Raw genomic sequence first — 26,973 nt, 5'->3', positions numbered from 1 at the left:
CGTACATAGGGGGGTAGAAATGGGTAAATTAACTGACGCGCAGCTTTATCTTCGGATGAGATCAAATGACCAGGCAGCGCTTGAAGAAATATATGATCGTTACGAACGTCTAGTTTATTCCTTTGCGTATCGTATGACACAAAATACGCAAATGGCTGAAGATACTGTTCAAGAAGTTTTTATTAAGCTATGGAAAGAACATGCTCCTTATACAGAAGATAAAGGAAAGTTTTCTTCTTGGCTTTTAACAATGACCCGAAATACTTCACTTGATGCATTAAGAAAAAAAGGTAAACAACAAGAAGTTGGTTTGCTCGATAAAGATGCCGAACAAATGAAAGCACCTATTAATGAAATGCCTGAACAAATGCTTGAATGGAAAGAAAAGGGAACGGTCTTGCGTAAAGCCATCGAACGTTTAAAAATTGAACAACGAACAATCGTGGAACTATTTTATTTCCATGGCCTTTCACAAGAATCCATTTCAACAAAACTCGACATACCACTAGGTACGGTGAAGAGTCGAATTCGATTAGCTCTTCAGCATTTACGTAAACATTTAGAGAAGGAAAGGGGGATGTCACCAAATGGACCGTCAGATGTGTGATCAACTCGTTGATTATTTTAATGGACAATTAAGTGAAGTCGAAAAGCATGCTTTTGAAAAACATTTATCGACTTGCGAAGACTGCCAGATAGAACTTGCTGAGTGGCAAGCTTTAACGGATGATTTACCGTATGTTTCGGCTACTATAAATCCCCCTGAAGGTATGAAAGCACGGATACTTAATACAGTCTTTGAAGAAGAACTTGAAAAAGAAAAAACACCAGTTACACCTATCGTTTCAAGTGAAAAGGTTACACCTAAACCTATAAAAAAGAATAGAAGCTTTTCTTGGTTACCTGCTGTAGCTGCTGCATTGATGCTTTCAGTTGGTGCTAATATATTCTTAGCTTCCATTGTAAAAAACCAGCAAGATGATATCGTGGCTCAAAATGAAACAGTCGATCAATTGCTTGCATTCGTAAATTTGAGTCCTGTTGATGGAGATGCTACTGGTACAGCTTCCATTGTGAAACACGGAGATGAAACACGCGTTGTCGTACAGGCAAGTTCCTTACCAGCACTGTCAAATGACGAAGTATATCAAGTTTGGTTGATTGATGAGAATGGCCCAATCAGAGCAGGAACATTTAAATCGGATTCACAAGACGGAGCAGTTGTCTTTACACTACCTGAAGGTTTGAATAAAGATTGGTCGCAAGTAGCTGTCTCTCACGAACCAAATGCCGAAAGTAAATCACCATTAGGCAATGTATTAATGGCATCAGAATTTTAATAAAACGAAGAATTGAGTGGGGTTTTCATGCCCACTCAATTTTTTTGTTTTATGAATGGGACTAGATGGCTGTTTTCATGCTCACTGGGGCAACTTTTGGTCTGAATGGGGCAACTTTCACGCTCACTGGGGCAACTTTTGGTCTGAATGGGACAACTTTCATGCTCACTGAGGCAACTTTTGGTCTGAATGGGACAACTTTCACGCTCACTGGGGCAACCAACCAATTTCCTCCTAATTCCATACGTTTTAATCTTTTCTTTTTAAAAAGTGATCCAAAGTGAATTTGTCTTCGTTAGCTATTCGAAATCAAATAAAACAAACACAGAGGAGAGAATTTAAAATGAAAAAACGCACATTATTAGCAATTCCTTTATCAATGGGTTTACTGGTTCCAACAGCAGCTTTTGCTAACGATCATGAAGGTAAAGCAGCAGAAACAAATGCGGATACTAGCGTCTCTACTCCTGCATCAGAACTTCGTTCAGCATTAGGTCACTTATTCACGGAACATGCTTTCTTAGCAGTTGAAACATTGAAAAAAGGTGCAGATGGCACAGAAGATTTTGATGCATTAGCTGGCGCACTTGGTCAAAACACGGATGACTTAACTGCAGCAGTTGCTTCAGTCTATGGCGAAGAAGCAGGAGTTGCATTTAAAGAAATCTGGAGCTCACACATTGGTTACTTCGTTGATTATGCGACAGCAACAGCTAACGATGACCAAGCCGGTAAAGATAAAGCAGTAGCTGAACTAGATAAATATATTGTGGAACAGGCAGCATTTTTAGAAACAGCTACTGAAGGTCGTTTAAAAGCAGCTGACTTAGAAGCTGGATTAAAAATGCATGTTGATCAATTAGTATGGGCGTTTGACAGCTATGTAGCTGGTGATTATGAAACTTCTTACATGAACGAACGTGAAGCAATTAAACATATGACAATGGTAGCAGCTGGATTATCAACTGCAATCACTGATCAATTCCCTGACAAATTTGAAAAAACAATGGCTGTTACACCTGCCGCTGACCTACGTGCTACACTTGACCAAGTATTTACAGAACACGCTGGTTTAGCAGTAATGACTATGCAAAATGGTATTGATGGAGATCCGGACTTTGATGCATCTGCAGCAGCTTTACTTGCAAATGCAGACGATTTATCAGCAGCAGTTGCTTCCTTTTACGGTGAAGAAGGCGGGGCGGCATTTGAAGAAATTTGGAAATCGCATATTGGTTACTTCGTTGATTACGTAACAGCTACTGCTAACGATGACCAAGCTGGTAAAGACAAGGCAATGGCTGAACTTGATGAATATGTTGTTGATCAAGCAGCATTCTTAGCAGCAGCAACTGAAGACCGTTTACCAGCTGCAGATCTTGAAGCTGGACTTACTGAACATGTTACACAGTTATTAGCAGCATTTGATCAGTATGAAGCTGGTGACTATGAAGCATCTTACGCTTCACTTCGTCAATCTTACGCGCATATGTTAATGCCTTCAGCAGGTTTATCTCAAACAATCGTAGATCAATTCCCAGATAAATTCAGTGGACAATCTATGCCAGACGGTATGCCTAAAACAGGTATGGGTGGTACGGCAGATCAAAGTGGAATGTCTTATGAGTGGTTCCTACTTGGTGGTTTATTAGCAGCAGGTCTAGGTGGCGCATATACATTACGTAGACGTTCGAACGAGGCGTAATGACTTGAAGAAATTACTTAGTAGCATTCTAGGTCTCTCGCTGCTTCTCTCGGCTTGCCAAGCACAAGAAGCAGCATCAGAACCAGAGGCCACTGTAGAAAAGCAAGAGGCTTCCAGTGAGGAAGTCTCCGATTCTACACAAAAACCAGACTTAGCCTTAAGTGATAGCAAACTAACTGCTTCTAAACTCATAAAAGATGAAAGACAAGGTATTGTTCCTTCTCGTCTTCAGATTCCTGCTATTAATGTGGATGCTACAGTTAGTCCATCTGGATTGCTTGAAAATGGAGATATGGATGTACCCAATGATGTTGTGTCGACTGGTTGGTTCGAAAATGGCTATAAACCAGGTCAACCTGGGAACTCAGTTATTGCAGGACATGTTGACGGAAAAAATGGACCTGCCGTGTTTTATGATATTGGAAAATTAAAAAACGGCGATGAAATTCTAGTTACTGGTGAAGACGGATCAGAACTCGTTTTTGTTGTTAATAAGATTGAAATTTACCCGTTTGATGAATCTCCCCTTAGAGAGATTTTCGGATTTAGCAATGGTAGTAGATTAAACCTCATCACATGTACAGGTGAATACAATAAAGATGGTTCATTTTACGAAGACCGACTTGTTGTTTACACCACTTTAAAAACAGCATAAAAAGAGTGAATCTTCCTTAAATGGATGGTTCACTCTTTTTTGTTGTGATATTTAGAAGCCACTGTTTCACTTCTTTAGGTGATTTGAACATAATGACATCAGTTTGGACGTTAGTTAAAATGTCTAACATTCCTGGTCTTGCATCTTTTGGATAACGCCAAATCCATTGAGCGAACTCCCAATCAATTTTCTCAGGACAATTTACCCCCATATCAGGGCGGGTTGTCCCACGGTATATCCATGCACGCTTACACGCGCGATATAAACAAACTATATTTGAAAAATCAAGATAAATGATGAGGTCTGCATATTGCGCTCGCACTTTAATAGTGGAATCATAATTTCCATCTATGATCCACTCAGGTTTCTCTAGTTCGCCTTTCACTTTCTCATTAAACTCAGGCCGTGGTGATGGATTCCACCCTGGCTGCCAAAACAGCGCATCTAAATGAACTATCGGTAAATCCCATTGTTCCCCAAGTCGGCGTGATAACGTAGATTTCCCTGCACCTCCTGACCCCACAATTAATATTCGCCTATGTTTATGCTGCATCTTCTTCAAAGGAACAAACTCCAATCGTATTCCCGTCCAGATCTTTAAATTGATAAAATTCAACATTACCGCCACTTTCTACAGGCGTTGCTTCTACTCCAGCATCTAACATACTTTGATGTGTTGCATGGATATCAGTTGTATGCAAATTGAACCACTCATGCTCTGATGGTTTAATTGTACCCATTTGTGGATTTCTGACGAGTGTAAAGGCGGTTTCCCCGTCCCCGATATCCATGGCAGCATAACCATTTTTCTCATCATGCCATCTCAATGAAAATCCACACTTTTCTTCAAACCATTTAATCGAACGATACATATCTTGCACAGGTAAAAACACCGTATCAATTCTCTTGAACATAGTTGAATCTCTCCCTTTCCACTTAAAGTTAGTAGTTTCATTTTAACAAGAAATCAGAGCATTCGCTATAGAATATTGAAAATTCTGAATAAACGGCGAATAAAAAAGACTCTCCGTAATAAGAGAGTCTTGGAATACCATTATTCTAATTCTTTTTGTTTCGTTTCTACTCCTAGAATAACAACAGCTAGTACACCTATAACTATGGCAACACAGAAAATACTGAAAATCAATCCAATGTCATAACCTCTCATTACAAGTGTCCCAACTAATAAAGGTCCTAAAATACCACCAATTCGCCCAATAGAAGCTGCCATTCCCGCTCCAGTAGCTCGAATAACTGAAGGATATTGTTCAGGTGTATACGCGTATAATGCTCCCCATGCACCAAGATTAAAGAAGGACAAGAAAGCGCCAAATATAATAAGTGACATCGTTGTTTCAGCATTACCAAACGCAAATGCACTTGCTGCTGTTCCTAGTAAATATGTGACTAGCACAAATTTACGTCCGGCTTTTTCAATTAACCAAGCAGCTGTAAAATATCCAGGTAACTGAGCAAATGTCATAATAAGAACATATTTAAAACTTGTAATTAAGTCAAAACCTTTAAACACCATGACACTCGGCAACCATAAAAACATGCCGTAATAAGAGAATACAACAGTAAACCACAAAATCCATAACATTAACGTTGGCTTAGCATATGCTTTTGACCATAGCGCTTTAATGTTTTGTCCATACGTACGATTTCGCACTTTTTTTGCAGTAAACTGAGGTGAATCGGGTAATTTTAATCGTAAATAAATAGCATAAAATGCTGGTAAAGCCGTAATAATAAGAGCAACTCTCCAGCCATAATCTGGAATGATGAAATATGAAATTAATGCAGCTATTAACCATCCTGCTGCCCAAAAACTTTCTAGCAACACTACGATCCGACCACGTTCTTTCGCTTCCACACTTTCCGCTACAAGAGTTGACGCCACAGGAAGTTCTCCACCTAGACCCATCCCTACAAAAAATCTAAATATCAAAAAGATAGCCAGAGTTGTGGAAAATGCAGAAAGTCCACTTGCCACAGAGAATAGGACCAGCGTAATTATAAATACACGCTTACGACCAACTCGATCGGCAAGTAAACCAAATACAAGTGCGCCTATTGCCATACCAAAAGAATTTACACTGCCAATCCAACCCATTTGACCTGGAGATAAGTTCCATTCAATAGCTAAAGCTGCGATAACAAATGATAAAATTCCCACATCCATCGCATCGAACATCCATCCAAGCCCGGCTATCCCTAATAATTTATTACGTGTTAAAGGCTTAACTTCTTTTTCTTTTATGGTAGTCATACATAATCTCCTTGTCATGACACATGTCATCATTTGTCTTTACACAATAGTATAGTGGTATAGACACACACACGCAATACCGTAAGGCTTAGCAATCAATTTGAGCGACCCCGACGGTAGAAGAAACAAATCTATGGTTTGGAGATATTTTACACAACCTGGAGAGCTTGATACATAAGAAAAACCGGGCAAAGTACGCCCGGTCCTTTAAGATGGGTAACCATAGATACCCGTTTATTTCCGCTACGGTGGACGCTTTTCGCGGGCTTGGCTTCAGTCTCCTCGTCACTGCGAAAACATGTGCTCCTGCGGTTACTCGTCGCAAAGACACTGGCTTTTGGCCAGCATCTTTCCTGCGGTGTCTTCAGCTCAAGCTTTTCCCGCAGAAGTCGCCACCTGCGCTTCAATCAACTAGTGTGAATTTATCCATCATTGCAACGAATTCTATTTTTAGTGAGAATTATTTGAAATCTTGAGCGACACAGCTAGCAGGAATACTTCTTCTACACTATTTCTAAAAAGAGAAATACTTGCTCAAAATACCAGAATTTCAGTGTTCATCATGCAAACCACCGTTCCGCAATCCCTTCTTTTTAAGTTGTATTTTCTTTTATGATCAATTCGAAAACATTTACTTGATTGAAGCGGAAGGAGGCGAAAAAAGCATGTGCTCCTGCGGTTACTCGTCGCAAAGATATTGGACGAATAACAGTTCGTCCAATATCTTTCCTACGGGATTAGCGGGACAGGTGAGACCCCGCAGTGGAGCGATAAGTGGAACAAAGTCTAAGAACGTCACATCATGTGACAACGCCTTTGTGACCAACATCGTGTTGGCCTGAGGAGGCTCTCCGCCCGCCCCTTGGAAAGCTTCCGCCTGGAGCTCAAATCAGCGGTATCATACTAGAACCTACTCCTTAAAATACCCGGAATACTGGATTCATGGCACTTCAAATTTATATACTTTCTTATTTTGCTAAAAAGCACGTTCCTTAGCAATGTAAGAAACGTGCACTTTCCTTCTACGCAATTAATAGCAAACTTAGTGCCATCACAGCCATACCACCTACTACACCATAAATAGACAGATGCGCTTCATCGTATCTTTGAGCAGCAGGTAATAATTCATCTAACGAAATAAACACCATAATACCCGCCACTCCGGCAAAAATCATACCGAACATTATATCATTTAAAAATGGCATTAATATTAAAAAAGCAAAAACAGCACCAACAGGCTCTGCTAATCCAGATAAAAATGACCATTTAAATGCTTTTTTACGGTCCCCAGTTGCGTAATAAATTGGCACTGCAACGGCAATTCCTTCAGGTACATTGTGGATCGCTACTGCAATAGCTATAGCAATCCCTAAATTAGGATCTTGTAAGGCGGAGACAAACGTTGCAATTCCTTCTGGGAAATTATGAATTCCTATCGCCAGCGCTGTAAATAAACCCATACGCATTAATTTTGAATGTTCGTCATTAGATGGTTGTTTATCCATATCCTCCACACCTTTAACTTCATGAGGATTAGTAGATTTCGGCAATAATTTATCGATTAATGCAATTAAAAATATTCCACTAAAGAACCCGATAACAGTTAACCAATACCCTTGAGAAGAACCTAATTCATTAACTAAGGCATCTTTGGCTTTTACAAAAATTTCAATCATTGAAACGTAAATCATGACCCCTGCTGAAAAACCTAGTGCTAACGATAAAAATTTGGTGTTTGTTCGTTTAGTTACTAAAGCTAATAAACTTCCAATACCTGTTGCTAAACCTGCAAAGAGTGTTAATGCTAATGCAAATAGTACATTTCCATCCATTTCCCCATCTTCTTTCTCTATCCATCTGTTAAATTTATTTTATGAGAAAAGTTTCAGTTACACAAATATCTTCAACTTTGAAGTCATGAATTCAACAGTCTCTTTGTACAAGAGAATGTTTTCTATATCTTGAACAGGTTCTTTCTCCCACTTGCCAATAATTATTCTCACCAGAAAATACATATAACAATGTTCATATTGATACAATAAAAATGCCATGAACACGGGTTCATGGCACTCTAAATTTATATACGTTCTTTTCTTTCAAAAAAGAATCCTACGTAGTAAATAGCGTAAGCTTCCGTCTATTCTGGTTGGATTATTCTTTTTTTGAAGTTGCGATTTCGCCATTCATACCATACCACCACTACAACGAAGAAAGCATAGCCGCACATCCAGCCAGCTACCACGTCCGTACCATAATGATGATTTCCAGCAATACGTGATAAGCCCACTAGTAACGTTAGCACAATTGCACTAAGCCAAATTGCAATACGTCGTTTCATAGACATTTGACTTTCGGTTAATAAATAAGCATACGTAAATAAGTACAATAAGCCAACCATTGCATGAGCCGAAGGAAAACTAAAACTAGTTAGTTGGTGAGGAATATCTGGGCGTACCCTTTGCACCCATTCCTTTAAGGTATGATTCAATAAATTTCCACCAGCTACCGTAAATAACACAAATAACACGCCACGGTGGTTACCTCTTCTAAATGCTAAATATAAAATCAATAAAATTGCTGCAGAACCAATCCACATAGGTTCGCCAATATAATGGAAGAAACGAATAAATTCATTTCCAATCAGTGCTTTTCCTATTTTTTCATCAAACTCAATCATTTCTTCATAAGTAAAACTAAAATATAAGGCAATAAAGCCGATGAGCATCAAAATAGCCAACGAATAAAACCATTTCTTCACGACATTCACGCTCCTTATTTATAATAATCTTATCATATTCCTTCTACTAATTTCCTGGAATTTGTCGAATGACTATGACTTTCGTTTCAAATCAAATGAGTTACGTTTAATTCATTCCTCCAGTGGTAGAGTACTAACGTGTCAGAATATAAACGATTTAAAGGAGGATTTTAAAATGACGGTAATGTATAAAGAATATGTAACTGATGAAGAAGCCATACTTGGGATTCAAGATATTAAAACTAAAGGTGTTCATGAAGATGATATTTATGTACTTACGCATGAAAATCACCGTACAAATCAGGTAGCTGACATGGCAGATGCGAATACAGTTGGTGTTACTGAACAAGGATTAGGAACATCGATTGCAAATGTTTTCCGTAAAAAAGGAGACGAGCTTCGCGCACAATTTGAAGAGTTAGGATTTAGTCAACCAGAAGCAGTGCAATTAGAAGAAAAGCTAGACGAGCATAAAGTAATTGTAGTTGTGAAAAATTCACCTGTAGGATTTATGTACTAATAATTCCCAAAAAAGTAGCGAGCATTTTATATGCCCGCTACTTTTTTTATTAAATGAAATTAAGCTTACAGTGCAGCTTCTGCATCTTTCACCATTAATTTAACTGATTGTAAACCTCCACCTGATAAGTACCATTGGCCAGGATTTAAGTAATGAATATTACCATTTTTAAATGCATTCGTTTTTTTAACAAGTTCATTTTCAATTGTACCCTTGGCATTTGCATCCGCATTTACAGCTGCATCACGATCAATCACGAATAAAATATCTGGATTCGTTTCTAAAATATACTCAAACGTAATATTTTGACCATGAGTTGACGTTTCAATCCCTTCGTCTGCCGCTTTGAAGCCAAACACATCATGCAAAATCCCAAATCTAGAGCTTGGTCCATATGCACTTACTTTTCCTTCATTGCTCATAACGATTAACGATTTTTGATCAAGATTTGCTGCTTTTTCATGAATAGCCTCAATTGAAGCATTAACATATTCTAATTCTGCATCCATTTCTTCTTTTTTATCAAATACAGAAGCTATTGTTTCCATATTCTCAGTAAATGATTGCATATAGTTTTCGTTATCTATTGCTACATATATAGTTGGAGCAATTTTAGCGAATTCTTCATACATATCAGCTTGACGTCCTGATATGAAAATTACGTCTGGGTTCATCTCGTGAATAGCTTCAAAGTCAGCTTCTTTTAAGCTTCCAACATTTGTGTATTCTGTACCAGCATATTTTTCCAAATAGTCAGGTATAGATGCTTGAGGAACACCCGCAACTTCAACACCTAATTCGTCTAATGTATCCAACACACCGAAGTCAAAAACAACTACGTTTTTTGGATTTACTGGAACTGTCGCTTCACCAAGTTCATGTTTTATTGTTACTGTTTTTGGCTCTTCTTTTGAAGCCGAAACTTTCTCGGTAGCTTCTTCTGAACTTCCACACGCTGTTAATACCACTAACATCAATGTAGTAATGATAAATAATGACCACTTTTTCATTTTATTCTTCTCCTTGTAATGTCGAATTAAAGTAAACACAAATACGACAATTGTTTAGTTGTTGTACATGAATATCCATATCATAAATTTCTTTTAACGCATCTGACTGAATGATATCGTTTGTTAGGCCATCTTTTATTACTCTACCGTCTTTCAAAGCAACAATTCGATCTGAATAGACGGAAGCAAAGTTAATATCGTGCAAAACGATTACGACTGTTTTTCCTCGTTCATCCACTAATCTTCGTAAAATTTTCATGATTTGCACTGAATGTTTCATATCTAAGTTGTTTAATGGTTCATCAAGCAAGATCGTATCCGTATCTTGAACAATTACCATGGCTATGTATGCTCTTTGTCTCTGTCCACCAGATAATTCATCCAAATAAGAGTCTTCTAGTTCACACAAATCCATATAGCTTAAAGCTTCATTGACTTTTATCATATCTTGTTCAGTTAAGCGACCTTTTGAATACGGAAAGCGCCCAAATCCCACAAGTTCTTTGACAGTCAAACGGACATTAACCTGGTTTGATTGTTTTAAAATCGAAACCCTTTTAGACAACTCACCTGATTTAATCTTTTTGATATTCTTCTTATCGAGCAACACTTCTCCGGAATCAGCATCTAACAAACGACTTATCATTGATAATAGAGTAGATTTCCCAGCACCATTAGGTCCGATAAACGATGTGATGGTGCCTGGAACTATATCTATAGACACTTGATCGACGACAGCTTTTTTCCCATAAAGTTTTGATAAATCTCTAACTTGGATCATGTAGATTTACTCTCCTTTAATAGTAAGTAGATAAAATAAACACCGCCGATAAAGTTGATAATGACGCTAAGTGTTGTGGAGAAAGTAAATATTCTTTCGACTACCCATTGTCCGCCAACCAAGGCGACTATACTCATAAGCATCGCGCCTGTTATAAGGATCGAATGTCGATAACTTTTAAAGAATTGATAGGATAAATTTGCCACTATCAAGCCGAAAAACGTAATAGGACCAACTAATGCAGTTGAAATAGCAATTAATACCGCCGAAATGACTAACATCTTCTTAACAATTGATTCATATGGAACACCAAGGTTGATCGCCGTCTCACGTCCTAACGAAAGTACATCTAAAAAATGAATGGAACGCCACCCAATTAGAAATACAATAGCCGTGATAATGAGAGCTAACCAAACCAAATCGGTACTTACATTGTTAAAACTTGCAAACATTCGATCCTGAACAATAGAAAACTCATTCGGGTCGATAAGAACTTGCAGGAATGTAGATATACTTGAGAAAAATGTACCGACAATAATGCCTATTAATAATAGAAAGTAAATGGGTTGATTGACTTTACTGTTGTTGAACAAAAATCTGTACAACAATAGCGCAAAAATAATCATCGCCATTACTGACAATATGAAATTCACTTGTTTGTTAACGATGGTTATGTGATCAGACCCTAAAAAGAAGATAAGCACAGTTTGTAACAACAAATATAAAGCGTCTAACCCCATAATGCTTGGAGTCAATATACGATTATGTGTAATCGTTTGAAAAATCACGGTTGAGTAAGCTATCGCACAACCGGTTATGACCATTGCAAGGACCTTAATCCCACGACGTGGTAGCGCATAGTCATAGCTTCCATTTAAACCTTGAAATAAATATACTCCCACAAAAATGATGGACAAACCTAGTAGTATAAATAACTTTGTTGAATTACGCATAGGCCCTCCTTCTGAACAATAGGTAAAGGAAAATCCCACTGCCTATAACTCCTACCATTAAACTAATAGGAATTTCATAAGGGAAAATGATAATTCGACCCAATATGTCACACACCAATAAGAAAAGTGCACCAAGAAGTGCGGTATGTGGCAACGTCTTTTCTAAATGATCTCCTTTAAAAATGGATACAATATTTGGAATGATCAACCCTAGAAACGGAATAACACCAACTGTCAAAACAACTGTCACCGTAATTAAAGCCACTAAAATTAAACCCAAATTTACAATCCTTTTATAATGAAGACCTAAATTCACCGAAAAATCTTCACCCATTCCCGCGACAGTAAACCGGTTTGCAAATAAATAAGCGACAATTAGAACTGGGATGCTTATATATAGTAGCTCATAGCGACCTTTCATCATCATAGAAAAGTCACCTTGTAGCCACGCAGACATATTTTGAATTACATCTGCTCTATAGGCAAAGAAAGTAGCGATGGACGAAAGAATATTTCCGAACATCATACCTACTAGGGGAATAAAAATAGCGTCCTTGAACTTAATACGATTAAGTATTTGCATAAATAAAAACGTGCCGGCAAGCGCAAATACAAAGGCTACTGTCATTTTTTCTAACATCGATGCATTTGTGAAAAGCAACATCGATACAAGAATACCTAAACGTGTTGCATCGAGCGTTCCTGCAGTCGTTGGGGAAACAAACTTATTCCTACTTAGACTTTGCATAATTAAACCAGCGATGCTCATTCCAGCACCAGCAAGTAGGATGGCGACCAAGCGTGGTAGTCGACTAATCAGAAAGATTTGTGTTTCTTCTGATTTAAAATCGATTAAATCAGCTGGTGTTATGGAACTAACTCCAACAAACAATGACCCAATTGATAATATGACTAGCGCCACGATTAATATGGTTTTCTTCATTATATTTCCCCAATTCTACACACTTAGAGTAATCGCTAAATGGTAATGAAAATCATTATCATTTACTCTAAAAATAATTATAGCACTATTATTTTCCAGGTCAACTGCTAAATGAAAATGATTTTCATTTAGCGGAAATGGATTTTTCCTCAATAAAAAACAGCCTTCCCGAATTGGAAAGGCTGTCAATTTACATTTCTTGTGCGCTATCTATTACTTCCTGAGGCACTGAAATCGGTTCGATTTCATTAAATTTATTGAAAGTAGATTTCATATTTTGAGACATCTTCATTACATCACCTTCAACCGTTACATTCATTTCCAAGATCATATTAAAAGCAGTTGTATTAAAGGTTTCTTTATCAATGAATATTTCATAATCCACTTTTTTTATATTCATGCCTTTCAGCATTTCTTCTTGGTCTAGCTGCATTTCGGGCATTGTTTCAGTTAATTGTTTCTTGATAAATTCATTAAATTTATCTCCTGATGCAGACAAATTTAATATATACATATCTTTTGTTTGTTCAAACGTAAAATCGTCCATAAACACTTCTAAATCTTTCAACTGCTGAGATGGATCTGCTTGCTTTTGAGACACTGCCATCATTTGCTCAAACATTTCTGTTGGTAGTTTCAACCATTGTTCCGACATGCTTTGATTCATAAAGAAGCCCTCTTCTGTCATATAACTTTCAATCTCAACTTCTTGTGGTTGTGCAGAAGAACCTTGCCCTGGAACCGTTGTAGATGTTGTACCTTTTTGGTACATACTTAAAGGATCTACAAGCATGTCCATGGTCATTTTAGTTTCTGTATTCATCTCGACATTTTGCGAAGGCACTTCGATGAACTGCGCCATTTCAATATCTGCATTTAAGCTTTTAATAGATTCCGATTGCGCAAGAGACTTTTCGAAAACTTGCTTAAGTGTTAATTCGCTTGTTTTATCTTTAGCCGTTTCAGAAGTAGGAGTTGCAGTTGAATTACATGCGGCTAAACCTAGTGTTAAAACACTAGCAACCATGAGTGTCTTCCATTTATTCATGTTATCTCCACCTTTACCTGTATTTTCTTTTCTTCTATTAATACGGGTTTACTCTTAAAAGGTTTCAATTGGTAATATTTAAAATTTTTATAGTAAGCGATATTGTTAAACATACAAATGAGTACAATTTACGCTTAGCTTGCCGCAGGAGGAAACTTTTATTAATCAAGACCTAGATGGATATTAATTGAGAATGACAGGTTTCAAGTCCGCTTCAGACACGACACCTGCCACACAATAATCTAAAGAACAACTAGTTGGGTTTGTGACTGCGTCACTTCACCAAATTATTTTTCAGATCATCCTGCGACGGGTGTGCGTCCTTCGCTCCCTTGCAACCTGAATGCACACATTTTGGTTAACTAAAGATTAGAAAGTTTCTTTAGTTAGACGTTCGGTCGAAGATGCAATTTCGACCTCTTTCTGCTTTATTTATTTTTGCTAGTAATCCATTCTGTTGATATTAAATACAGAGGAAGCAGACATTTGCGTCTAGCATCCCGCAAGAAAGTATTTGGGGCCATAATGTCTAGTAAGTCCTAATATAAAATAAGTGGAGAAACATGAGTCTTTTATTTGCATCTAAATTAGAAATTGTAAACAGTTATAATTTTCTGTTTTGCACATGATGAACTTATGAATGGTTGATTGGAGTGGTAGGCGGCGAGGAAAACATGTGCTCCTGCGGTTACTCGTCGCAAAGATATTGGACGAATGACAGTTCGTCCAATATCTTTCCAGCGGGAAAAGCGAGACAGTCGAGACCCCACAGGGAGCATTTTGCGACCGAGGAGGCTCGACCTCGCCCGCGGAAAGCGTCCGACTACAACGGAAATCAACCTCTACTAACAATAAAAAATTAACTGCCCTTAGTCATATTTCATGACTTTTAGGACAGCCCCTGTTTTTTGAGACGAGTAACCACAGGAGGTACTCTTTGAATAATGAGACAAATAAGTATGTGGATTTCATTCATGTTGGCTCATACGGAACGTGCAGCTAGCGCAAATGTACGATAAACAACCGGATAGTAAAAGAACACAAAAAAGCCTACCGATAAACGAATCATCCGGTAAGCTCTTTGTGTTTTATTATTAACGTATTCCACGCATAAGGTTTTCGATTTTTGAAGCAAATAAATACAGCAATAAACCGATTACTAATGCAATCCCACCGATGACACCAAAATAGATGATCTCATTTTCAGGGCTGTACAATTTTACAACTTGAGCATTAATTGCTTGTGCAGAAGCATTTGTTAAGAACCACAAACTCATCGTTTGGGCAGCAAATGCACCCGGTGCTAGTTTTGTTGTTACTGATAAACCAACTGGAGAAAGAAGTAATTCACCAATTACTACTAGGAAGAAACTTAACACTAACCAATATGGACTAACTAATGTTTCGGTTCCATATAGGTAAGCTGGGATAATCATCACTAAGAATGACATACCTGCAAAGAATAAACCTAACGCAAATTTCTTCGGTGTAGATGGTTGTCTTTCAGCAAGACGTACCCAAAGCCATGCGAATACTGGCGCAATTGCAATAATGAATAGAGGGTTTAAAGATTGGAACCAAGCTGGAGATATTGTCCAAGATCCAATCGTTAAGTCTGTTCGCTGGTCTGCATATTGAGCTAAAATAATGGCACCCTGTTCTGCTATCGCCCAAAATACCATAGCCGAGATAAATAGTGGGATATACGCAAGAACACGTGATTTCTCATCTGCATTTGTTTTGGCACTTCGGTACATTACGATAAAGTAAATCGTAGGAATTACAATACCTAAAATTGACACAATCATCGTAAATACATTAATTGTCATAACTCCAGTTTGAATTAAAATAAAACCAATAATAATAATGGCAAGTAGAGCAATTGCCAAACGTCCGAAAATTTTCTTACGCTCACCTTTTGCAATGGGGTTCGGCACATATGAACCAGCTAAACCAAGGTATTTCTTTTTGGTAATCATAAAGACGATTAATCCTAATAACATACCAACTGCAGCAATACCAAAGCCTAAATGGAAGTTATATTTAAGGCCAATTGTACCTACTACTAATGGTGCGATAAATGCACCCATGTTGATTCCCATGTAGAAAATACTGAAACCAGAGTCACGACGGACATCGTTATCTGAATACATTTCTCCGACAATACTTGAAATATTAGGTTTTAATAAACCTGTACCAATGATGATAAATGCCATCGATATGAACAATGTATTTATTCCACCCGGTAACGACAAAGCAACGTGGCCTAACATGATGGCTATACCACCGTAAAATACGGTTTTGGTCGTTCCAAGTAATCTGTCAGCAATCCATCCTCCGATAATCCCGGACATATATACAAGTGACCCGTATACTGCCATAATCGAGTTTGCAGTAGATTGTTCTAAACCAAGTCCGCCTTGATTTAGTTCATAGTACATATAGTAGAGCAAGATTGCGCGCATACCGTAGTATGAAAAACGCTCCCAAAACTCTGTAAAGAATAAGCTTAATAAGCCTTTTGGATGTCCAAAGAATCCTTTTTGAGGAACGGACTTTACAATCTCTTCTCTTGTCGCCATATTTTTCACTTCTTTCTTTTAAATTTTAAGAAATACACATTCCTTTTTTATGTAGAATGTACAAAATATACTGATAATAAAGGTTTAATTGCTATATCAGTATAAAGACAACTTTAACAGTTTAACGTTCCATCTTTTAATTGTCAAAAAACATTCGGAACTTGAAATACTTTAAAATCCTTCGAGTTTAGAAGTTTTTATGTCGTGTTTTGGATATTTCGGCTATAATTCTTATATCAAAACATCAAGGAGAAACTTAATGATAAAAAAATTCTTTTCGTATTATCGTCCACATAGACGATTGTTTATAATCGACTTCAGCAGTGCTATTATCGTGGCTATTTTAGAGTTGGCTTTCCCATTAGCTGTTCAATGGTTTATTGACGAATTACTTCCAACCGAAGAATGGGATACGATTGTCACAGTTAGTGTCCTGTTACTAGCCATTTATTTAATTAGTACCGTACTACAATATATTGTTAGTTACTTAGGACACAAGCTAGGTATTAATATAGAAACGGACATGCGTGAACAGCTCTTTACTCATGTACAGCGCCAATCTTTCCGTTTTTTTGACAATACCAAAACTGGCCATGTGATGAGCCGTATTACAAACGATTTATTTGACATTGGCGAGCTCGCCCACCATGGTCCTGAAGACTTCTTTATCGCAATCATGACGTTTATTGGTGCATTTGTGATTATGTACAACATCAATCCTGAGCTTGCTATCATTGCGATTATTATGGTTCCATTCCTTACAGTACTTGTGGCATTTAGTAATATTAAAATGAATCGAGCATGGAAGAACATGTACATCAAAATTGCCGATGTAAATGGTCGAGTAGAAGACAGTGTTTCTGGTGCTCGTGTTGTTCAATCTTTCACAAATGAAGAGTTTGAAATCCATCGCTTTAAACATGACAATGGACAGTTCCGGTTAGCTAAACTGGTCGCCTACAAAGTAATGTCTGGAACACATTCCAGTATTTACATGATGACTCGTCTTATGACATTGGTCGTATTGGTTGTTGGCGCCTGGTTCAATATTAACGATAAATTAACGAATGGAGAGCTTGTTAGCTTTGTCTTATTTATAAATGTTTTAATTAAACCCGTCGATAAGATAAGTGCTCTACTTGAACTTTATCCAAAAGGTATGGCTGGCTTCAGACGATTCTTAGATTTAATTGAGCAAGATCCAGAAATCGTGGATCGAGAACACGCAAAAACGGTTGATCATTTAAACGGTGACATTTGGTTTAATGATGTGGACTTCGGTTATGATGAACACAAAAAAGTACTCTCAGGTATTAATCTCAAGGTGAAAGCTGGGGAAACTGTAGCCTTTGTTGGTCCTTCTGGTGCTGGTAAGACAACGATTTGTTCATTGATCCCAAGATTTTATGATGTAACAAAAGGATCAATCTCAATAGATGGACTAGATATTCGGGATATGACAAAACACTCTTTACGATCTCAAATCGGAATTGTTCAACAAGATGTATTCTTGTTCACAGGAACGGTCCGTGAGAATATTGCCTATGGTAAAAAAGGGGCAACAGATGACGAAGTACTAGAGGCTGCTCGAAAAGCTCATTTACAAGAATTCATTTCGGAACTTTCTGATGGATTTGATACACAAATTGGTGAACGAGGCTTGAAATTATCAGGTGGCCAAAAGCAACGTTTAGCAATCGCTCGTATGTTCTTGAAAAATCCACCAATCCTAATTTTGGATGAGGCAACTTCTGCTCTTGATACAGAAACCGAAAAAATCATTCAACAATCTTTAGCAGAACTTGCTGAAAATCGGACAACGCTTATTATCGCTCACCGATTTGCAACAATTCGGGATGCTGACCGCGTCCTAGTTGTTACCAAAGACGGGATTGCAGAGGATGGTACGTATTCAGACTTAGTAAAAGCTGATGGTTTGTTCGCACGACTTCATAACATTCAGTACCAAGAAGTATAAAGAAAAGAAAAAAACGCATTCCCGAGATAAAATCGGAAATGCGTTTTCTTATTTTCCAAGAACAAACTCTTGGTAACGGTCATAATCAGCTTGTTTTAATTCGACTTTTAATAATGTACCATCCTCTTCATACTCAGAGGTGTGAACAGATGCTTGGTCATTTAAATAAGATACCACGTCCCCACGTTCATAAGGGATAAGCATTCGACATGTCTTATAGTCAGCAAAAATATGAGTGCGAATCAATTCGAGTAATTCGTCTAATCCAGCACCTTCTTTTGCAGAAATCCAGATGTTATTTCCGCTAACATTCGGATAGTTCAAATCAGCTAAGTCAGATTTGTTGTATACCTCAACTGTCAACACATTTTCAACACCTACTGCTTGCAATGTTTCATTCGTAACATCCATCATATAGCGATATTCATCATTTGAAACATCTACAACATGAAGAAGTAGATTAGCTTCGCGTGCTTCTTCTAATGTAGATCGAAATGCTTTTACTAAATGAGTTGGTAACTTACTTACGAACCCAACTGTATCAGTGAGCAAAAATTCTTTTTGGTCGGGCAAGCGAATTTGACGAACGGATGTCTCTAGAGTTGCGAATAACATATCTTTCTCAAACACTTGCTTGTCATCAATCTGTCCAGTTTTAGTAAGTAAGCGATTCATTATCGTCGATTTACCTGCATTCGTGTAGCCCACAATCGATACGACAGGAATTTCATTTTTCTTGCGTTGTTTTCTTTGTGTTTCTCGTTGATCTTTTACATGCTCTAAGTCTCGGCGAAGTTTTGCAATTTGGTCTTCAATCTTCCGACGATCGAGTTCTAGTTTAGTTTCACCAGCACCACGGTTCTGAAAACCACCACCAGCACCTCCTCCTTGTCGACCAAGAGAAGCATGTAGTCCAACTAGTCGCGGTAACATATACTGAAGTTGCGCTAACTCCACTTGCATTTGTGCTTCTTTCGATTTTGCACGACGAGCAAAGATATCTAAAATCAACATTGTACGGTCTATGACTTTACATGCAAGCGCCTCTTCTAAGTTCCGAATTTGAGAAGGGGATAGTTCATCATTAAAAATAACTAGATTTGCATCTGCTTCTTCAAAGAATGCTTTTATTTCATCTATTTTCCCTTTTCCTACGTAATGCGCATGATTCACTTTGTCTAAATTTTGAGTGACTTCCCCCACAACTTCTACGTTTAATGCATTTGCCAAGTTGTGTAATTCTTCTAAACCATACTCAAAGTGTCTATCTTTTTTTAAATTAACGCCAACTATGATAGCGCGTTCTAGTAATTCGTCCATGCAGCAATTCCTCCTATAGTTGCAACCGAGAGATAATTGTATTATTGCTTATTTTTCCACAAATTAGATTTATCTTTATTTTATCATAGTCATTGTAATGCATACAAATTCAGTCGCGCGGCGGCATTTCCGAACCCATGATTAGTCAATTGTACTAACAATAACATCCACTAAGCGCTCTTTTTCATTTGTTAATTGTTGAAATATAAGATTTGTATTCGGTAATTTCAGTGAATTTTCCACTGCAGTTATACTTAACAAATTACTCCATTCTAATACGCTTTGTCTTAAATGTTTAACCTCAATTACACAACTAGAAATGACACTTTTTTCATACTCTTCTTGAATGGATCCATCTTCTCTTAAACTTTGCATACGCTCTTGAAACGATTCTTCCCATTCAATAAAAAAGGGGTACGGCAATTCATCTGAAACTTCCTGCCCGATGAAAAGCATTTTCCATTTCCGAATAAATCCTGAAGATGTCTCACGTTCAGCATCTAGTACACCAGAAGTTAGCCATCCTTCACTACATAATCTATCATTTAGTTTACTTATATTATCAGTTCGAAAACAAATACTTCCCCATCCTTCTCCACTTTCTAAATCGTGCAGTAAGAGCTTTGTAAGAGGATGATTTACTTGTTTTGCAACGTCAAAATTTTCCACAGATAAATATTCTATATAACTATTTTTTGTATAAGTTAATGCATTTACGGTTCCCCAATTCTTGTGACGCCCCCCGATTGAAGTGCCTTTGTGTTTTTGTACATTCTCTTTTGGAGATTGTTTACTAAAATACACAACATGATCAAGTTCTATCATAGCTACCATTCCTCTCCTCTTTATTATGAAGAGGAAACCTATAAGTCGCAAACGTTACAAATAGGGAATTAACATTTATTTTGTCTAAATTTCAATACTTTTACGTTTTACTTACACCATACCTTTTAATCTACATAATTACATTCATCTATGTAATAATTTTTTAAGTATATTGAAGATATGAATATCTTCAATAAGAAAATCACAAAAAAATCCCACAACTCAAAAGTTGTGGGATTAATCTTTATTTTTCTTGGTCTAAAAGCTTAATTGTTTCGTCAAATTCACGTTCGATTTCTGTATTGTGACGATACGTAAAGATACTCACAACAACAGCAAATAATAGACACAATATGAAACCTGGAACAATTTCAAACATTAGTCCTTTTAAATAGTCATTATTACCCCATATAATAACGGTAATTGTACCAATGACCATCCCAGATAATGCGCCCCATGTCGTTAATTTTCTCCAGAAAAGAGATAATAAAATTACTGGACCAAATGCAGCACCAAATCCTGCCCAAGCATATGAAACTAAATCTAAAATTGATTTATTTTGCTCCCAAGCTATGAACATCGCTACTAGAGAGACAACTAGAACGGCAATACGACCCAATGTAACATATTGTTTGTCCGTTGCTTGTTTTTTCACAACAATTTTGTATAAATCTTCAACTAATGCTGATGAAGTTACGATTAATTGAGATGATATTGTACTCATAACAGCGGCTAAAACAGCGGCCAACATAATACCTGCAACAAAAGGATGGAACATAATTTGTCCTAATGCAATAAATACAGCCTCTGGATTGCTTAAAGATTGACTAGGATTTTGTTGGAAGTAAGCAATACCAATTAAAGCAGTTGCAATAGCACCAAGTAAACTTATTGCCATCCAACCAATCCCAATACGACGAGCTTGTTTTGTTTCTTTAACTGACCTAATTGCCATAAAGCGTACAATAATATGTGGCTGACCAAAGTATCCTAGGCCCCAAGCAACGGCTGAGAGAACACCTAATACAGATGCGCCTTCAACTAAACTTAAAAGTCCTGGATCTACTGCGCGGATACTTTCAGATGCTCCTTCAATTCCACCTACCGCAAATATACCGATAACTGGCACCAATATTAACGCTAGGAACATGATAATCCCTTGAAGAAAATCTGTGTAACTTACAGCTAAGAATCCACCAAATAGCGTATACGCAATTACAACTGCAGAAACGATTAGCAAACCTACATGGTAATCAAGTCCAAATGAACTTTTAAAGAACACTCCACCTGCTACCATTCCTGAAGATACATAGAACGTAAAGAATATAAGAATAATAATTCCAGACACGATACGTATTAGACGCGTTGTGTCTTTCAATCGATTTTCTAAATAACTAGGAATCGTAATTGAGTCATTCGACACTTGAGAGTACGCACGTAAACGTGGTGCTACAAACAACCAGTTTAAGTAGGCACCGACTGTTAAACCTATTGCAATCCAAGCCTCTACTAAACCAGATACATAAATAGCACCTGGTAGACCCATTAATAGCCAACCTGACATATCTGAAGCACCAGCACTAAGTGCAGTTACGCCTGGACCTAATGAACGTCCTCCTAACATGTAATCTGTTAAGTTTGACGTTTTTCTGAAAGAATAATAGCCAATCAATAGCATAGCAGCCATGTAAATAATGATAGCAATTAGTTGATAAACATAATCCGTCATATAAATTCCTCCTTTGAGAATATTATGATTTCTATCTCATCATAACATGCTTATAGAAGAACAACGAGTACATATTTTTAGTGAAATCCAATAAACCTTATAATTACCAATGCTTTGCAGTTTACTCTATTTCCCGGGAAATATGTCGAATTATGCAGGTTGAATTGTTTCTTTCGATAATTCACGCAGTAAATATTTTTGAATTTTACCCGATGCTGTCATTGGATATGCATCAGTAAATTGAATATAGCGTGGTATTTTATGACGAGAAATTTTTCCTTTACAGTATTCACGTATTTCTTCTGCATCAATAGTTAAACCATCTTTAGTAATAATCCACGCCATTAATTCTTCACCATACTTTGGATCAGGTACACCTACTACCTGGACATCTTGAATGCTTGGGTGTTGATATAGGAATTCTTCGATTTCACGAGGATAGACATTTTCTCCTCCTCGAATTACCATATCTTTAATTCTTCCAGTAATTTCGATGTATCCTTCACTATCTAAAATTGCAATATCTCCAGTGTGAAGCCATCCTTCATGATCAATGGCTGCTCTAGTTGCTTCTTCATTTTTATAATAGCCTTTCATAACGTGATAACCTCTTGTACACAATTCTCCAGGCATTCCCGTTGGTAATTCTTCATTGGTTGCTGGATCAATAATTTTCACTTCAACATATGGATGTGGTTTCCCAACAGTTGCTACTCGTTTTTCAATTTCATCATCAGATTTCGTTTGAGTAATAACAGGGGAAGATTCAGTTTGTCCATAACATATAGTTATTTCGCTTGCTCCCATATCGTCAATTACTTCTTTCATTACCTCAATTGGACAAGGAGACCCTGCCATAATTCCTGTGCGTAGTGATGATGTATCGTATTGTTTATAGTCCGGATGATTTAATTCAGCAATAAACATGGTTGGTACTCCGTGAAGTCCAGTACACTTTTCGTCTTGAACAGCTTGTAAAACACGTTTAGCATCAAATTGTTCCACTAATACCATTGTTGATCCATGAGTAACTGCAGCTAATGTCCCTAATACACAACCAAAACAATGGAAGAAAGGCACAGGAATACATAAGCGATCGACTTCAGTTAATTTCATAAAATCACCTATGATTTGCGCATTATTTACAATGTTCATATGCGTCAACATGACACCTTTAGGGAAACCAGTAGTACCAGAAGTGTATTGAATATTAATGACATCATCAAAGTGCAGCGAGTTAAGTCTATCGTCAAGCTCTTTATCACTAATAGTTGTTGCATATGATTCAAACTCACTCCACGTAAAAATGCCAGGATAGTTTTTCTCACCCATGACAATAACACGCTTGAAATGCGGTAAATTTTCACTGGCAATATTGCCTTTTACTGATGTTTTTAATTCAGGGCATACTGCATTAATTATATCTATATAGGAAGTACCTTTAAATTCTTCACCTAAAATAAGCGTCGTTGCATCCGATTGAGTTAACAAATATTCAAGTTCTCTTTCTTGGTAATTTGTATTAACCGTTACAAGAACTGCGCCCATTTTGCCGGTTGCAAATTGACTCAGTAACCACTCTCGTTTGTTGTCTGACCAAATGGCAACGTGCTCGCCTTTAGCAATCCCCATCCCCATGAAAGCCTTTGCTAAATGATCAGTTTCTTTATCAAATTCCTCATATGTTTTACGAATCTGATGTTCTGGATATACGTACGCTTCAGTAGTAGGATATTTTTTTGCTATTTCCCTAACAACCGCTCCCACCGTTTGCTCTTTTAACATGATACATTCCTTCCCCCTTCGTAAACATTCGTGAATAAGTTTATGTTATCACAAAATTCAAGTAATTTGTAAAGATTATCTACCAAAGTAATCCAATAAGTAATTGAATTTATCATTTGTTGTACAATGTGATATTATAAGAAAGACAAATAGTAACTTTATATTCTTCGGGGCAAGGTGAAATTCCTTACCGGCGGTGAGCAAATGAAAATTTGTAAGTCCGTGACCCGGTACTTGAAAAAGTAGCGGTGGAGTTGGTGCAAATCCAACACCGACAGTATAGTCTGGATGGGAGAAGAGTATAGAGAAGTACATTTGTTATGCTTGCGCAATGCTTCTATTCGCTTTGAGGGATCTCTTATTTACTAGCATTAGATTGAATTGCTAGAACATCTCTCACTGATTAAACTTTTGGTACTAAGGAAACTTATATACTCTGGTATCTTTACTATTACGAATCTATGCCTCTATCTTATAGGTATGCTTCTTAAAGGTATCAAAGTTAACGGTCTCATTGGAAATTCGAAAAGGAGCGAAGTAACTTACTCGAGCATTTTTCAAAACTATTACACTTCAAATGCCTTTTGTCACATTATTCTACATTGAAAACTGACGATAGCAACTGGCTACCTTCTCATAGAATCACGAGAAGATGTTAGTATACTGAGTCATGTTTAGATGTCCTTTTAGTAAGCATTGACAAGGTACTTCTGAATCATCCTTTCCTCACCACCCGTTTGCCCCATGGTGGAAAAAAACCCAACAACTATTTTTCAGATTCATATTTACAGTACACAAATATTTATACGCTTAACAAAATATATAACAAGTCTTTATTTATTCATTAAATAGAGCGAACCACAAATTACCTAAACTATAAGACTTCGATTTTCAAATTGATGCTCTTTTCAGGAGGGAGGTTGTTTACTTGTTCACGGGTATCATTGAAGAAATAGGTTCAGTTACTTCTATTCAAAGAAAACCACATGCACTTGAAATGACTATACGAGCAAAAATGATTTTAGATGACGTCAAAAGAGGCGATAGTATCTCGGTTAACGGTGTTTGTTTAACTGTCTCTTCTTTCACGAAAGAAACGTTTGTCGTCGATGTTATTCCAGAAACGTTTAAATCAACCACATTGGCCGATTTAACATCTAAGTCTCATGTTAATTTGGAACGAGCAATGGCGGCCAATGGGCGTTTTGGTGGACACTTTGTCAATGGGCACGTCGATGGAATTGGTGTTATTCGTTCCATTAAAAAAGAGACCAATGCCATTACCAAAAAGATTGAATTAGACCCTAGCCTTATGAAATACATGATGATTAAAGGGTCTGTTGCAATTGATGGAACATCTCTTACCGTTTTCCATGTGGATCGAACATCCATTTCCGTTTCCTTGATTCCAACAACAAAAAGTGATTCCATACTTGGAGACAAAGGCATTGGAGACAAAGTAAATATTGAGTGTGACATGCTTGCGAAATATACAGAACTCATACAGACATCTAAATCGAATATGTCAAAAGATTGGCTACAAGAACACGGTTTCTAAAAGGAGAATTCTTATGTTTTATACAGTAGAAGAAGCAGTTGAAGTATTAGCAAAAGGACAAGCCATCATAGTGGTGGATGACGAAGATCGTGAAAATGAGGGAGATTTTATTGCTTTGGCAGAATTTGCTACTCCTGAAATCGTCAATTTAATGGCTACTGAAGGAAAAGGCTTAATTTGTGTCCCAGTGGCAGAAGAAATTGCACAACAACTACAATTTGGTTTAATGACAGACAGAAACACAGACCCATACGGTACAGCATTCACAATCAGTGTTGATCATAAAGATACAACAACTGGCATCAGTGCATTTGAACGGTCTCATACCATTCTTCAAATGATTAACAGTGAATCTAAAGCAACTGATTTTAAACGTCCGGGTCATGTCTTTCCTTTGATTGCCAAAAAAGGCGGAGTATTAAAGCGTGCAGGACATACGGAAGCAGCTGTCGATCTAGCCTTGCTAGCAGGATCTCCTCCAGCAGGTGTCATTTGTGAAATTATGAATGAAGACGGTACTATGGCAAGACTTGATGACCTCGTAATCATTGCGGAGCGACTAAATATCGGTATCTTAACAATTGCTGCGTTGATTGCTTACAAAAGGGAACATGAAAAACTAATCACCCGAGAAGTCGAAACCTTGTTACCTACTGAATTTGGTGATTTCAAAATTGTTGGGTACACCGAAACCTTTACCGGGAAAGAACATATTGCCCTTGTTAAAGGAGATATTTCAAGCGACACGCCTGTTCTAACACGTGTTCATTCAGAATGTTTAACTGGTGATGTTTTTTCATCTCGCAAATGTGATTGCGGAGCTCAGCTAGAGGCTTCACTTAAACAAATTGAAGCTGCAGGTTCAGGTATTTTACTCTATATGCGTCAAGAAGGCCGTGGCATTGGTTTAATAAATAAACTAAAAGCATATGCACTTCAAGATCAAGGGTTAGATACTGTTGAGGCTAATCACAAGCTAGGTTTTGCAGATGACTTGCGCGAGTATGGAATTGGCGCACAAATTTTACGAGATCTAGGTGTACGAAAAATGAAGTTGCTTACAAATAACCCTCGAAAAGTTGCCGGGATAGATGGATACGGTTTGGAAGTAACTGAACGTGTGGCTATTGAAATACCTGCTCATGAAGAAAACGAAACCTATTTGAAAACAAAACAATCGAAGTTAGGTCATTACCTAAGTTTCTAAAGGA

General features: G+C 37.4%; 24 protein-coding genes and 1 riboswitch. Of the genes, 8 read left to right on the top strand and 16 right to left on the bottom strand.

Annotation, left to right across the window (positions count from 1 at the left end):
* The first annotated feature begins 19 nt into the window (after window positions 1-19).
* Both E2636_RS01815 and E2636_RS01810 read left to right on the top strand, forming a co-directional pair.
* Entirely contained in the window at window positions 20-607 is a 588-nt protein-coding gene (locus E2636_RS01815; RefSeq protein ID WP_134208466.1) for an RNA polymerase sigma factor, read from the top strand.
* Window positions 588-1,340 (top strand): anti-sigma factor, encoded by a 753-nt coding sequence (locus E2636_RS01810; RefSeq protein WP_134208464.1) that lies wholly within the window; start codon window positions 588-590, stop codon window positions 1,338-1,340. Before E2636_RS01815 ends, E2636_RS01810 begins: the two co-directional genes overlap by 20 nt.
* A gap of 61 nt (window positions 1,341-1,401) precedes the next feature.
* On the opposite strand, the gene E2636_RS01805 is transcribed toward E2636_RS01810, so the two are convergent.
* Window positions 1,402-1,584 (bottom strand): hypothetical protein, encoded by a 183-nt coding sequence (locus tag E2636_RS01805; protein WP_134208462.1) that lies wholly within the window; start codon window positions 1,582-1,584, stop codon window positions 1,402-1,404.
* A 99-nt stretch (window positions 1,585-1,683) separates the two neighbouring features.
* On the opposite strand from E2636_RS01805, the gene E2636_RS01800 reads away from it, so the two are divergent.
* Both E2636_RS01800 and E2636_RS01795 read left to right on the top strand, forming a co-directional pair.
* Complete coding sequence (locus E2636_RS01800; protein ID WP_134208460.1) at window positions 1,684-3,045, top strand: GVDTG sorting domain-containing protein; 1,362 nt, start codon at window positions 1,684-1,686, stop codon at window positions 3,043-3,045.
* A 4-nt stretch (window positions 3,046-3,049) separates the two neighbouring features.
* Complete coding sequence (locus E2636_RS01795) at window positions 3,050-3,700, top strand: class F sortase (protein ID WP_134208458.1); 651 nt, start codon at window positions 3,050-3,052, stop codon at window positions 3,698-3,700.
* A gap of 16 nt (window positions 3,701-3,716) precedes the next feature.
* On the opposite strand, the gene E2636_RS01790 is transcribed toward E2636_RS01795, so the two are convergent.
* The 5 genes from E2636_RS01790 to E2636_RS01765 all read right to left on the bottom strand — a co-directional run bounded on the left by E2636_RS01790 (window position 3,717) and on the right by E2636_RS01765 (window position 8,730).
* Window positions 3,717-4,253, bottom strand: coding sequence for a P-loop NTPase family protein (locus E2636_RS01790; RefSeq protein WP_243840761.1), 537 nt, complete (start codon window positions 4,251-4,253; stop codon window positions 3,717-3,719).
* Window positions 4,243-4,614, bottom strand: a complete 372-nt coding sequence (locus tag E2636_RS01785; RefSeq protein ID WP_134208454.1) for a VOC family protein — start codon at window positions 4,612-4,614, stop codon at window positions 4,243-4,245. The genes E2636_RS01790 and E2636_RS01785 overlap by 11 nt, the downstream gene beginning before the upstream one ends.
* Window positions 4,615-4,754: 140 nt before the next feature.
* A complete protein-coding gene (locus E2636_RS01780; RefSeq protein WP_134208453.1) occupies window positions 4,755-5,972 on the bottom strand; it encodes an MFS transporter in 1,218 nt (405 codons plus the stop codon).
* Between the two features lie 1,022 nt (window positions 5,973-6,994).
* Window positions 6,995-7,804, bottom strand: a complete 810-nt coding sequence (gene zupT, locus E2636_RS01770) for a zinc transporter ZupT (RefSeq protein ID WP_134208449.1) — start codon at window positions 7,802-7,804, stop codon at window positions 6,995-6,997.
* A gap of 305 nt (window positions 7,805-8,109) precedes the next feature.
* On the bottom strand, window positions 8,110-8,730 hold the full coding sequence (locus tag E2636_RS01765; RefSeq protein WP_134208447.1) for a phosphatase PAP2 family protein: 621 nt from the start codon (window positions 8,728-8,730) through the stop codon (window positions 8,110-8,112).
* Window positions 8,731-8,905: 175 nt separating this feature from the next.
* On the opposite strand from E2636_RS01765, the gene E2636_RS01760 reads away from it, so the two are divergent.
* Complete coding sequence (locus tag E2636_RS01760) at window positions 8,906-9,250, top strand: YflT domain-containing protein (protein WP_017382082.1); 345 nt, start codon at window positions 8,906-8,908, stop codon at window positions 9,248-9,250.
* Window positions 9,251-9,315: 65 nt separating this feature from the next.
* Here E2636_RS01760 and E2636_RS01755 read toward each other — a convergent pair whose 3' ends face one another.
* From E2636_RS01755 to E2636_RS01730, 6 genes are all read right to left on the bottom strand, one after another.
* Window positions 9,316-10,260 (bottom strand): siderophore ABC transporter substrate-binding protein, encoded by a 945-nt coding sequence (locus E2636_RS01755; RefSeq protein ID WP_134208445.1) that lies wholly within the window; start codon window positions 10,258-10,260, stop codon window positions 9,316-9,318.
* A 1-nt stretch (window position 10,261) separates the two neighbouring features.
* Entirely contained in the window at window positions 10,262-11,041 is a 780-nt protein-coding gene (locus E2636_RS01750) for an iron ABC transporter ATP-binding protein (RefSeq protein ID WP_134208443.1), read from the bottom strand.
* Entirely contained in the window at window positions 11,038-11,994 is a 957-nt protein-coding gene (locus tag E2636_RS01745) for an iron chelate uptake ABC transporter family permease subunit (RefSeq protein ID WP_134208441.1), read from the bottom strand. The genes E2636_RS01750 and E2636_RS01745 overlap by 4 nt, the downstream gene beginning before the upstream one ends.
* Window positions 11,987-12,937: an ABC transporter permease gene (locus tag E2636_RS01740; protein WP_134208439.1), complete on the bottom strand. Its 951-nt coding sequence runs from the start codon at window positions 12,935-12,937 to the stop codon at window positions 11,987-11,989. The genes E2636_RS01745 and E2636_RS01740 overlap by 8 nt, the downstream gene beginning before the upstream one ends.
* 190 nt (window positions 12,938-13,127) lie before the next feature.
* Complete coding sequence (locus E2636_RS01735) at window positions 13,128-13,985, bottom strand: DUF6612 family protein (RefSeq protein ID WP_134208437.1); 858 nt, start codon at window positions 13,983-13,985, stop codon at window positions 13,128-13,130.
* A gap of 1,094 nt (window positions 13,986-15,079) precedes the next feature.
* On the bottom strand, window positions 15,080-16,567 hold the full coding sequence (locus E2636_RS01730; protein WP_134208435.1) for a peptide MFS transporter: 1,488 nt from the start codon (window positions 16,565-16,567) through the stop codon (window positions 15,080-15,082).
* Between the two features lie 259 nt (window positions 16,568-16,826).
* Between E2636_RS01730 and E2636_RS01725 the strand changes: the two genes are divergently transcribed.
* The gene (locus tag E2636_RS01725) at window positions 16,827-18,545 is read left to right on the top strand and encodes an ABC transporter ATP-binding protein (protein ID WP_134208433.1); all 1,719 of its coding nucleotides are present in this window, start codon (window positions 16,827-16,829) and stop codon (window positions 18,543-18,545) included.
* Window positions 18,546-18,593: 48 nt separating this feature from the next.
* On the opposite strand, the gene hflX is transcribed toward E2636_RS01725, so the two are convergent.
* The 4 genes from hflX to E2636_RS01705 all read right to left on the bottom strand — a co-directional run bounded on the left by hflX (window position 18,594) and on the right by E2636_RS01705 (window position 24,204).
* Complete coding sequence (gene hflX / locus E2636_RS01720) at window positions 18,594-19,865, bottom strand: GTPase HflX (protein ID WP_134208431.1); 1,272 nt, start codon at window positions 19,863-19,865, stop codon at window positions 18,594-18,596.
* Window positions 19,866-20,006: 141 nt separating this feature from the next.
* Entirely contained in the window at window positions 20,007-20,699 is a 693-nt protein-coding gene (locus E2636_RS01715; RefSeq protein WP_243840712.1) for a VOC family protein, read from the bottom strand.
* Window positions 20,700-20,934: 235 nt separating this feature from the next.
* On the bottom strand, window positions 20,935-22,419 hold the full coding sequence (gene putP, locus E2636_RS01710) for a sodium/proline symporter PutP (RefSeq protein WP_134208429.1): 1,485 nt from the start codon (window positions 22,417-22,419) through the stop codon (window positions 20,935-20,937).
* Window positions 22,420-22,569: 150 nt separating this feature from the next.
* Window positions 22,570-24,204, bottom strand: coding sequence for an AMP-binding protein (locus E2636_RS01705; protein WP_134208427.1), 1,635 nt, complete (start codon window positions 24,202-24,204; stop codon window positions 22,570-22,572).
* A 159-nt stretch (window positions 24,205-24,363) separates the two neighbouring features.
* Window positions 24,364-24,508: riboswitch (FMN riboswitch) on the top strand.
* A gap of 624 nt (window positions 24,509-25,132) precedes the next feature.
* Here E2636_RS01705 and ribE point away from each other — a divergent pair.
* Window positions 25,133-25,762 carry a riboflavin synthase gene (ribE, locus tag E2636_RS01700; RefSeq protein ID WP_017378862.1) on the top strand — a complete coding sequence of 210 codons (630 nt, stop codon included), beginning with the start codon at window positions 25,133-25,135 and terminating at the stop codon, window positions 25,760-25,762.
* Between the two features lie 13 nt (window positions 25,763-25,775).
* A complete protein-coding gene (locus E2636_RS01695) occupies window positions 25,776-26,969 on the top strand; it encodes a bifunctional 3,4-dihydroxy-2-butanone-4-phosphate synthase/GTP cyclohydrolase II (protein ID WP_134208425.1) in 1,194 nt (397 codons plus the stop codon).
* Window positions 26,970-26,973: the final 4 nt, after the last annotated feature.

It is taken from the genome of Paenisporosarcina antarctica, assembly GCF_004367585.1.
GTDB classification, from domain to species: Bacteria; Bacillota; Bacilli; order Bacillales_A; family Planococcaceae; genus Paenisporosarcina; species Paenisporosarcina antarctica.
The sequence above is the reverse complement of the archived record's forward strand: the minus strand, read 5'-3'. Positions and strand labels throughout refer to the sequence as shown.

Coding starts and splice junctions, on each gene's coding strand:
- E2636_RS01745 (WP_134208441.1), bottom strand. CDS start 11,994: ATGCGTAATTCAACAAAGTTATTTATACTACTAGGTTTGTCCATCATT.
- E2636_RS01715 (WP_243840712.1), bottom strand. CDS start 20,699: ATGGTAGCTATGATAGAACTTGATCATGTTGTGTATTTTAGTAAACAA.
- E2636_RS01750 (WP_134208443.1), bottom strand. CDS start 11,041: ATGATCCAAGTTAGAGATTTATCAAAACTTTATGGGAAAAAAGCTGTC.
- E2636_RS01730 (WP_134208435.1), bottom strand. CDS start 16,567: ATGGCGACAAGAGAAGAGATTGTAAAGTCCGTTCCTCAAAAAGGATTC.
- E2636_RS01735 (WP_134208437.1), bottom strand. CDS start 13,985: ATGAATAAATGGAAGACACTCATGGTTGCTAGTGTTTTAACACTAGGT.
- E2636_RS01800 (WP_134208460.1), top strand. CDS start 1,684: ATGAAAAAACGCACATTATTAGCAATTCCTTTATCAATGGGTTTACTG.
- E2636_RS01805 (WP_134208462.1), bottom strand. CDS start 1,584: ATGGAATTAGGAGGAAATTGGTTGGTTGCCCCAGTGAGCGTGAAAGTT.
- putP (WP_134208429.1), bottom strand. CDS start 22,419: ATGACGGATTATGTTTATCAACTAATTGCTATCATTATTTACATGGCT.
- E2636_RS01780 (WP_134208453.1), bottom strand. CDS start 5,972: ATGACTACCATAAAAGAAAAAGAAGTTAAGCCTTTAACACGTAATAAA.
- E2636_RS01790 (WP_243840761.1), bottom strand. CDS start 4,253: ATGCAGCATAAACATAGGCGAATATTAATTGTGGGGTCAGGAGGTGCA.
- zupT (WP_134208449.1), bottom strand. CDS start 7,804: ATGGATGGAAATGTACTATTTGCATTAGCATTAACACTCTTTGCAGGT.
- E2636_RS01725 (WP_134208433.1), top strand. CDS start 16,827: ATGATAAAAAAATTCTTTTCGTATTATCGTCCACATAGACGATTGTTT.
- E2636_RS01815 (WP_134208466.1), top strand. CDS start 20: ATGGGTAAATTAACTGACGCGCAGCTTTATCTTCGGATGAGATCAAAT.
- E2636_RS01695 (WP_134208425.1), top strand. CDS start 25,776: ATGTTTTATACAGTAGAAGAAGCAGTTGAAGTATTAGCAAAAGGACAA.
- E2636_RS01785 (WP_134208454.1), bottom strand. CDS start 4,614: ATGTTCAAGAGAATTGATACGGTGTTTTTACCTGTGCAAGATATGTAT.
- E2636_RS01755 (WP_134208445.1), bottom strand. CDS start 10,260: ATGAAAAAGTGGTCATTATTTATCATTACTACATTGATGTTAGTGGTA.
- E2636_RS01740 (WP_134208439.1), bottom strand. CDS start 12,937: ATGAAGAAAACCATATTAATCGTGGCGCTAGTCATATTATCAATTGGG.
- E2636_RS01760 (WP_017382082.1), top strand. CDS start 8,906: ATGACGGTAATGTATAAAGAATATGTAACTGATGAAGAAGCCATACTT.
- E2636_RS01810 (WP_134208464.1), top strand. CDS start 588: ATGGACCGTCAGATGTGTGATCAACTCGTTGATTATTTTAATGGACAA.
- E2636_RS01705 (WP_134208427.1), bottom strand. CDS start 24,204: ATGTTAAAAGAGCAAACGGTGGGAGCGGTTGTTAGGGAAATAGCAAAA.
- hflX (WP_134208431.1), bottom strand. CDS start 19,865: ATGGACGAATTACTAGAACGCGCTATCATAGTTGGCGTTAATTTAAAA.